The 8,823-nt window shown below is 73.8% G+C and carries 7 protein-coding genes; 5 read left to right on the top strand and 2 right to left on the bottom strand.

The window, feature by feature from the left end; genetic code table 11:
* Positions 1-1,113 (top strand): acyltransferase (locus tag KBX39_RS14840; protein WP_210871092.1); only part of this gene is annotated, 1,113 nt, incomplete at its 5' end.
* Here KBX39_RS14840 and KBX39_RS14835 read toward each other — a convergent pair.
* Positions 1,029-2,702, bottom strand: coding sequence for a hypothetical protein (locus KBX39_RS14835; RefSeq protein ID WP_210871089.1), 1,674 nt, complete (start codon positions 2,700-2,702; stop codon positions 1,029-1,031). The two genes, KBX39_RS14840 and KBX39_RS14835, sit on opposite strands and share 85 nt — an antisense overlap.
* A 153-nt stretch (positions 2,703-2,855) precedes the next feature.
* Here KBX39_RS14835 and KBX39_RS14830 point away from each other — a divergent pair, with 153 nt between their 5' ends.
* Positions 2,856-4,460, top strand: a complete 1,605-nt coding sequence (locus KBX39_RS14830) for a hypothetical protein (RefSeq protein ID WP_210871088.1) — start codon at positions 2,856-2,858, stop codon at positions 4,458-4,460.
* Between the two features lie 13 nt (positions 4,461-4,473).
* Here KBX39_RS14830 and KBX39_RS14825 read toward each other — a convergent pair whose 3' ends face one another.
* Positions 4,474-5,667, bottom strand: coding sequence for a hypothetical protein (locus KBX39_RS14825; protein WP_210871086.1), 1,194 nt, complete (start codon positions 5,665-5,667; stop codon positions 4,474-4,476).
* A gap of 114 nt (positions 5,668-5,781) precedes the next feature.
* Here KBX39_RS14825 and KBX39_RS14820 point away from each other — a divergent pair, with 114 nt between their 5' ends.
* The 3 genes from KBX39_RS14820 to KBX39_RS14810 form a co-directional block, all read left to right on the top strand.
* The gene (locus KBX39_RS14820; protein ID WP_210871084.1) at positions 5,782-6,630 is read left to right on the top strand and encodes a MurR/RpiR family transcriptional regulator; all 849 of its coding nucleotides are present in this window, start codon (positions 5,782-5,784) and stop codon (positions 6,628-6,630) included.
* A 12-nt stretch (positions 6,631-6,642) separates the two neighbouring features.
* Positions 6,643-8,289, top strand: coding sequence for a urocanate hydratase (gene hutU, locus KBX39_RS14815; RefSeq protein WP_210871082.1), 1,647 nt, complete (start codon positions 6,643-6,645; stop codon positions 8,287-8,289).
* Between the two features lie 11 nt (positions 8,290-8,300).
* On the top strand, positions 8,301-8,823 hold a 523-nt coding region (locus KBX39_RS14810; protein WP_210871080.1), incomplete at its 3' end, for a M20/M25/M40 family metallo-hydrolase.

The following is an 8,823-nucleotide window of genomic DNA, read 5'->3' as shown; positions in this document are numbered from 1 at the left end:
CTGGGCGCCCTGGCGGTGGCGGGCTTCTTCACGATCTCCGGTTTCCTCGTCGTCGGCTCGGCGCGACGCAACTCGGTGCCCCGCTTCCTGTGGCACCGGGCGCTGCGGATCTGGCCCGGGCTGTGGGTCTGCCTGCTGTTCACCGGCCTGGTCGTGGCGCCCCTGCTGTACCTCGACCGGCACGGCACGCTCGACGGGCTGTGGCGCAGCCCGGGCGGCGTGCTCGACTACCTGCGGCTGAACTGGTGGGGCGGGCTGCGGCAGTTCGGCATCGCCGACCTGCTGCGCGGTGACACGCCGTACTGGCACTGGCAGGGCGGGAACACGATCAACGGGTCGTTGTGGACGCTCGCCTACGAGATCTACTGCTATCTGGCGGTGGCCGTCCTGGCCGCGCTGACCGTCCTGCGCCGGCAGCTCCGCTGGGTCACGCTGCTCGCCGTGGTCGCGGTGTTCGGCGTCCTCTGCTGGAACCACCTCCAGCCCGGTGCGGCGCTCTGGACCAGCGGGGCGGTCGGTCCGCTGCCGATGCTCGGCGCGCTGCAGAAGACCTACCTGCTCTGGTTCGGGTTCATGTTCCTGGCCGGCGGGGCCGCCGAGCTGTACCGCGACCGGCTGCCGATGAACGACCTGCTCGGCGTGCTCGCGCTCGGCACGGTCGGCTGGCTCGCCGTGCGGGGCGACTTCGTCGGCCCGGGGGTGTACGCCGTCGACGGCGCGTTCTTCGCACCGGCGCTGCTCGCCTACGCGTACGCCGTCCTCTGGCTCGCCGTACGGCTGCCGCGCGTGCTGCACCGCGTCGGCCGCGACAACGACTACTCGTACGGTGTCTACATCTACTCGTTCGTGGTGCAGCAGGTACTCGCCAAGTTCGGCCTGCCGGCTCTCGGCGTGGCCGGGTTCTTCCTGGTCAGCGCCGTGCTCAGCCTCGGGCTGGCGATGCTCTCCTGGCATCTGGTGGAGAAGCCGACGCTGCGGGGAAAGGACTGGACGCCGCCCGCGCTGCGCGAGCCGCCGGATCGGCCGGGTCAGGACGGTCCCGACGCGCCTGCGCTGCCCGGGCGCGCGGCGGGCGCCGAGCCGGATCCGGCCGCCGCGCCGGCCGCTGGCTGACGGGGGCCGGCGGCGGCTTGCGCGCCAGGTTGCCGGCGACGCGGCACCGGCAGCGACCGCGCCGACAGGGACGGGTTGTCGGCGGCGCCCAGCGCGACCGCCAGGAGCAGCACGGCCACGGCGCCCAGCCACAGCCACACGTCGAAGAAGAAGATCTGGGCCGCGAACCCGACCAGCAGGAGGCGGGCCGGCAGCGACCGGAGGTGCCGGTAGAGCAGCACCAGGAGCGCCAGCAGGCAGGCCAGTCCGATCAGGCCGAAGTTGTACCAGAACGTCAGGTAGGTGTTGTCGAAGACCTGGGCCTGGCCGTCGCCGATGCCGACGTTCTCCAGGAACCGCACGTTTGCCTCCGGCCCGTTGCCGAAGACGACTGTGGACCAGTCGCTGGTGATGCCGTCCCAGACCACGCACATGCGCGTGAAGCGGGCGTCGGCGCTGGCCGGGTCGGAGATCCGTGAGCCCGCCACGTCGACGGAGTCCACGGCGCTCGCGGTTGGCGCCGCCGGGAGCGGCGCGCCGGGCTCCGGCGGCAGGGAACTCGCCGCCGGAGGCGCCGGCGCGGCCGGGCTCGGCGCGGCCGGGCTCGGCGTGGCAGCGGGCGATTCGGGGGCCGGCGCCGCCGAACTCGCTGCCGGAGCGGCCGGGCTCGGGGTGGGTGCGGCGGTGGTGGTGTCGGGCCGCAGGGCCGGCGGGTTGACCGCCACGAGCGTGAAGGTGACCGCGGCGACGGCGGCAGTGGCGCCCAGGCCGCGCCAGCTGACCTTCCGCCACTGGAGGAACAGCCAGAGCCCGAGCGCGAGAACCGTGCCCACCCAGGCGCTGCGGGTGCCGGAGAGCACCAGGCCGACGAGGTTGGCGGTGACCGGCACGTACCAGAACCGGCCCCGGAGCGTCAGCGCGACGAGCACCATGGCCATGGCGAACGTGCCGTAGATGATGGGGTGCCCGGACAGGCCCACCGCCCGGGTCGCGTCGAACGCCGAGGTGTAGGTCCAGTCGTACGCGAACTGGTCGAAGATCGGCCAGCTCCGGGAAGCGGTCTGGTACTTGGCGAACACGGCCACGGCGACGCTGAACCAGGTGAGCGCCTCCGCGATCCGCCGGACGGTCCGCCGGTCGTGCCGTGCCTCCTCGGCGAGGTGCCAGGCCAGCACGCCGAAGCACAGCAGGGGCGCGACGCCGACCGCGATCGGCTTCACCCCGTGCCAGTGGACCAGCCCCGCGAGCACCGCGCACGCCGGGAGCAGGAGCGCCGCCGCGAGCGCCTTCGGCGGCCACCCGTCGCGTTCGGCGCGCAGCACCCGCCCCCACGCGGCGAGGAGGAACAGGACCAGCAGCAGCGCGTACGAGGGATTCGTCGGATAGCCGACGTCGATGGTCACCGGGACGGCGAACGCGATGACGAAGACCGCCCAGGTGATCCGGACCGGGTCCGTCAGCACCCAGCCGAGCAGGGCGCCGACGGCGACCCCGAGCGCGAGCTGCCACCTGCCCGTCAGCAGGAACCCGGCCGCCAGAACGACGAGGCCGAGGCCGAGGTAGCGGCCCCTGCGCTCCACGCCCCTCTTCCGGTCAGCCAACACGCGCACCGCACGATCGTACGGATCAGCAGTGGCCGATCGGCACCAGCCCCGGGGACGGGGACGCGGACCCGCAGTTCCGGGCCTGTCGACGCACCTGAGTGGTGGGTTAGGGTGACGGCCGGTCGGCAGGCGGGGATAGGGATCTACGTGGTGACACGGGTGGAACCAGCCGATGTGGACAGAACCGGCGCGGCGGCGGGCCGACCGCCGGGGCCCCGCCCGATCCTGTGGGACAGCACCGCCGTCCTCGCGCTGCTGTGCCTGCTGCCGATCCTGCACGACGTCAAGACCATGCTCGGCGCGCCGTACTGGCTCGACGAGGCGTGGGTCGCGCTGTCCGTCCGGTTCCCGCTGGGCGACCTGCCGGTCACCACGTCGTCCAGCCCGCTCGGCTGGAGCTTCCTGCTGCGGCTGGTGCCGGACCCGGACGACCTGCGGCTGGTCACCCTGGCGTTCCAGGGGCTCGCGGTCGTGGCGGCGTACGGGCTCGGCAGGTCGCTGCGGTGGTCGACGCCCGGCCGGGGCGTGGTGGCCGGCGCGGCCTGCGCGGCGGCGGTCCTGCTGCTCCCCGCCCAGCAGGTGCGCCACGACCTCAAGCAGTACACCGCCGACGCCGCCGTGGCCGTGGGCGTGCTCGCCCTGGTCGCCTGGGTCGAGCAACGGTGGTCGCGGCGGCGGCTCAACGTGCTGACCGCCGCCGTCGCCGCGGGCATGCTGTTCAGCCACGTCACCGCGATCGTGGCGCCGTGCGCGTTCGGCGGGCTGCTGCTGGTCACCACGGTCCGGCGGCAGTGGCTACGCCTGGTCGAGGTGGCGGTGGCCGGGCTCAACGCCGGGCTGGTCCTCACCGGCGTCTACTTCGGCATCTCGATGCAGGGCCGCAACGTACCCATGCAGCAGTTCTGGGCCGGCAACTTCCCCGGCGTCACCGAGCTGCCCGGCTACCTGGCGCGGCAGGTCGACACGCTGATGCCGGTGGTCGGCGCGCCCGGGCTGGTGGTGGTCGCCCTGCTCGTGGCCGGCACGCTGACGCTCCGCCGGCACGGCCGGCCCGCCGCCGCGGTCGCCGTGATGCTCCTGCCCGTGGTGGCGACGATCGTCGGCGTCGCGAAGGTCTATCCGCTGCTGGAACTGCGTACCTCGCACTTCCTGCTCGTCACCGCCGCCGCGGTGGCCGGGCTCGGGGTCGCCGGGTCGGCGAGCCGCGCGGCCGACCTGGCCTGCCGCCGGCTCCCCCGGGTGCGGCCCGCCGTCCTGACCGCGGCCGTCTGCGCGGTAGTGCTCGGTGGGTACGCGGCCGGCAACAGCCACTGGTACCGGTTCAACGGGAACGAGCCGGGGCTCTACTACACGGCGATCGCCGTCACCGACGTGCGTTCGGCGACCGAGTACGTGGCCCGGCACCGGCTCCCGAACGACGTCGTGGTCATGAACAACGCGGCCTGGTACGGGTTCGCGTTCTACTCCCGGCACGAGCGGCTGAGACTGGTGGTGCCGCACGGCAACACGGTGGGCTGGTGGGTCGACATGCCCGACCGGCCCGACGTGGTGGTGGTGCCCGGCCACGACACGACTGCCGTGCAGGCCGGTCTCCGGCACGCGGTCGAGCTGGCGGCCGAACGCGGCGACGGGGCGCGCGTCTGGCTGATCCGCTCGCACGTCGTCGGCGACGAGGTGGACGCCTGGCGGCAGGCGCTCGCCGCCTACCGCGTCGAGCAGGTCACCGGCGGGGTCGAGCCGGTCGCGCGGATCAGCGCCGCATGACGCGGCGCGGCGGTCAGCTGCCGCGCTGCCACAGGTCGCGCAGGGCGTCCCAGTCGCCGTCCACACCGTCCTTGCAGAGCGTCTCGATGTAGAAGGCCCCCTGCATGTCGTCGGGGTCCCACCAGACGCCGCAGATCGCCCGGCCGTCCTCGCCCTCGAAGGCGTACTCGACGTAGCTGCCGGGCTTGCCGGTCACCCCGCCCTTCGTGGTGCTCGCCTCGCGCAGCCCCGGCGCCAGCGAGCCGCCGGCCAGGTTGAGCTGCTGGCGGTACGCCCGCGCGGTGTCCTTCTGCTTCTGTCCCGGGTAGAGCGTGAAGTGCAGCCACGCGCCGCCGTAGTGGCAGAACACGTGCCCCTTCTCGTCCGCCGGCAGCTTCGGGGCGCCCGGCTGGTCGTAGACGGTGCAGCCGCCGATCCGGGTCAGCCAGGGCTCGACCAGCGGGGCCAGCTCACCCTCGAACTTGGCCTTGTTGATGGCGAGCTGCGTGGCCTCGTAGGGCGGCAGCGACGGGCTGGCCGACGGCGTGGGCGTCGCGGCCTCCTTCTCGCGTCCTGCGCCCAGGAAGAACCCGGCGGTGCCGGCGACCAGGGTGAGCACCAGGGCGCCGACGATCGAGATCCAGTCGCGCCGCTTCGGCGCCGGCTGCACCGGGGCGATCCGGCGTCCGCCGGACGAGTCCAGCGGGTCGGTGGCCACCGGCGCCGAGCCGACGGCGGGTGGCGCGGAGACGGCGGACTGCGCGGGGACCCCGGAGGTCGCGGAGACGGCGGCCGGGGACATCGGCGCGCCGGAGATCGGCTGGGCCGCCATCGCCCAGGGCTGCGGAACCCACGGCAACTGGGACGGCGGGGAGACCGGGGCGGCGGCCGGGGGCGGTGGGAGCATCTCGGCCGTCGGGGTGCGCTGGTAGTCCATGCCGAGGCTGCGGAACAGCCGCTCGGCCGCACCTTCCTCTTCGGACGGGTACGCGATCCAGGGCTCGGCGGCGGCGAAGTCGGCGTTGACGTACCGGTGGCCGCCGGGGGTCTGGGCCAGCACGTTCGCCGCGTTGGCGAACGCCTCCCGCCAGCGCTGGTCACCGGCGGCGGCGCCTTCGAGGACGGCGACGGTGACCGGGCGGTCCTGTCCGTCGAGAGCCGCCCACGCCCGGCCGACCTGGCACTCGCCCAACGTCTCGGTGAACCTGTACGGCCCCTCCGGCTGCATGCCCCACTCCTCTGTTCACCCGCCGTGCGGATAGTACAGAGAGCACGCTCATCGGACCTCCCTGCGGTCGCGCGACGCTTGCGCTCTGAAAGTTTTCATGCATAGAGTCGGCTCGTGAATGAAAGCGGTGCGGCCTCCCCTGACCGCCTGCTCGACCTCTTCCACGGCGTACGGCTCACCCCGACGCAGCGCCGCATCGCGCACTGCCTGGTGCGGCACGCGGGCGCGGCGGCGTACCTGTCCGCCGCCGAGGTGGCCGAGCTCGCAGGCGTCAGCCAGCCGTCGGTGACCCGGTTCGCCATGGCGCTCGGCCACGACGGCTACCCCGCGCTGCGCCGCCGCCTGCGCGAGCTGGGCGCGCGCGACACCGCCGACCAGGACCGCGCCGGGAACGCCCTGCAACGGGCGGTGCACGCCGAACGGGACAACCTCGACCGGCTCGCCGCGCAGCTCGCCGACGCCGACCGGGTCGCCGAGGTGGGCCGCCTGCTCGCCGCCAGCCGCCCGCTGCCGGTGCTCGGGCTGCGGGCCGCCGCGCCGCTGGCCGCCTACTTCGCCTACTTCGCGGCGAAGGTGCACCCGGACGTACGGGTGTTCGACGACGGCGGCAGCATGCTCGTGGACCGCCTGGACCAGGCGGTGGCGGCCGGCGCGACGGCGATGCTCGCGTTCGTGCTGCCCCGCTACCCCCGGGAGACCCTGGAGGCGCTGCGCGAGGCCCGGGACGCCGGCCTGACCGTCGTGGCGATCACCGACTCGCCGGTGAGCCCGGCCACCGAGCACGCCCAGGTGGTGCTGCCCGCCGCCGTCGGCGCCGACCTCGTCTTCGACCTGCACACCGCACCGATGACCCTGGCCATGGTGGTGCTCCAGGCGATCTGCGACGCCGCACCGGCCGAGACCCAGGACCGGCTCGAGGCGTTCGAGTCGTCCGCCGCCCGCCGCCAGTTGTTCCTCGGCTGAGAGGAGTACGAGATGCACCAGCCCGTCCGCGCCGCCCGCGGCGTCACCCGCACCGCGAAGGGGTGGCCGCAGGAGGCCGCCCTGCGGATGCTGATGAACAATCTCGACCCGGAGGTGGCCGAGCGCCCCGACGACCTGGTGGTCTACGGCGGCACCGGCAAGGCGGCCCGGGACTGGCCGTCGTACCACGCGCTCGTGCGCACGCTCACCGAGCTGCGCGACGACGAGACGATGCTGGTGCAGTCCGGCCGGCCGGTCGGTGTGATGCGGACCCACGAGTGGGCGCCGCGCGTGCTGCTGGCCAACTCCAACCTGGTCGGCGACTGGGCCACCTGGCCGGAGTTCCGCCGCCTGGAGTCGCTGGGCCTGACCATGTACGGGCAGATGACCGCCGGTTCGTGGATCTACATCGGCACCCAGGGCATCCTCCAGGGCACGTACGAGACGTTCGCCGCCGTCGCCGCCAAGCGCTTCGGGGGCACGCTCGCCGGCACGCTGACGCTCACCGCCGGCTGCGGCGGGATGGGCGGGGCGCAGCCGCTCGCCGTCACCATGAACGGCGGCGTCTGCCTGATCGTGGACGTGGACCGGTCGCGGCTGGACCGCCGGGTGCACGACCGCTACCTCGACGAGGTGGCCGACTCGCTCGACGACGCCATCGAGCGGGCGCTCGCGGCCAGACGGGACCGGCGGGCGCTCAGCGTCGGCGTGGTCGGCAACGCCGCCACCGTCTTCCCCGAGCTGCTGCGCCGGGGCGTAGCCATCGACATCGTGACCGACCAGACCAGCGCGCACGACCCGCTGTCGTACGTGCCGGAGGGCGTGGACCCGGGCGACGCGCGGGATTACGCGGCGGCCAAGCCGGCCGAGTTCCCCGACCGGGCCCGGGCGTCGCTGGCGAAGCACGTGGAGGCGATGGTCGGCTTCCTGGACGCGGGCGCGGAGGTCTTCGACTACGGCAACTCGATCCGGGGCGAGGCCAAGCTCGGCGGATACGAGCGGGCGTTCGACTTCCCCGGGTTCGTGCCCGCGTACATCAGGCCGTTGTTCTGCGAGGGCAAGGGCCCGTTCCGCTGGGCCGCGCTCTCCGGCGACCCGAAGGACATCGCCGCCACCGACCGGGCGATCCTCGACCTGTTCCCGGAGAACGAGTCCCTCGCCCGGTGGATCCGGATGGCCGGCGACCGGGTCGCGTTCCAGGGTCTGCCGGCGCGGATCTGCTGGCTCGGCTACGGCGAGCGGGACCGGGCCGGGGTGCGGTTCAACGAGATGGTCGCGTCCGGCGAGCTGAGCGCGCCGGTGGTGATCGGCCGGGACCACCTGGACTGCGGCAGCGTGGCCAGCCCCTACCGGGAGACCGAGGCGATGGCCGACGGCTCCGACGCGATCGCCGACTGGCCGCTGCTGAACGCGCTCGTGAACACCGCCAGCGGCGCGTCCTGGGTGTCGATCCACCACGGCGGCGGCGTCGGCATCGGCCGGTCCATCCACGCCGGGCAGGTCTGCGTGGCCGACGGCAGCGAGCTGGCCGGCCAGAAGATCGAGCGGGTGCTGACGAACGACCCGGCGATGGGCGTCATCCGGCACGTCGACGCCGGCTACGACGACGCCCGCGCGGTGGCCGAGCGCACCGGCGTCCGCATCCCGATGGCCGAGTAAGGAAGGGCCCCTTGTTAACGCATTCTGCATGGGAAGGGTCCCTTCCTAACCGGTTCCGGGAGCTGTGGGACGAGATCGCGCCGATCGGGCGCGACGAGGGCAGCGGCGGCTACCTGCGCTACGCGCTGACCGAACCGGAGCTGCGGCTGCGGGAGTGGTTCCACAACCAGGCCGACGCCCGCGGGATGCCGGTTCAGCAGGACGGCAACGGCAACCTGTTCGCCTGGTGGGGCGACCCGGAGGCCGGCGACGCGGTGCTCACCGGCAGCCACTTCGACTCGGTGCCGCACGGCGGCGCGTACGACGGTCCGCTCGGCATCGTCAGCGCGTTCCTCGCCGTGGACGAGCTGCGGGCCGCGGGCATCACCCCGGAACGGCCGGTGGTGGTGGCCGCGTTCGTGGAGGAGGAGGGCGCGCGGTTCGGCGTACCCTGCCTGGGGTCGAGGCTGCTCACCGGCGAGATCGACGTCGACCGCGCGGCCGGGCTGCGCGACCAGGCCGGGACGACCTTCGCGCAGGCGCTCGGCGAGCGGC

It is taken from the genome of Micromonospora sp. D75 (assembly GCF_018070405.1).
Lineage (GTDB): Bacteria > Actinomycetota > Actinomycetes > Mycobacteriales > Micromonosporaceae > Micromonospora > Micromonospora chalcea.
Note: the sequence above shows the minus strand (reverse complement) of the source record. Positions and strands in the feature narration are given on the sequence as shown.

Bases quoted from the DNA above. Each gene is read 5' to 3' on its own strand.
- KBX39_RS14825 (WP_210871086.1), bottom strand. From the start codon at position 5,667: ATGCAGCCGGAGGGGCCGTACAGGTTCACCGAGACGTTGGGCGAGTGC.
- hutU (WP_210871082.1), top strand. From the start codon at position 6,643: ATGCACCAGCCCGTCCGCGCCGCCCGCGGCGTCACCCGCACCGCGAAG.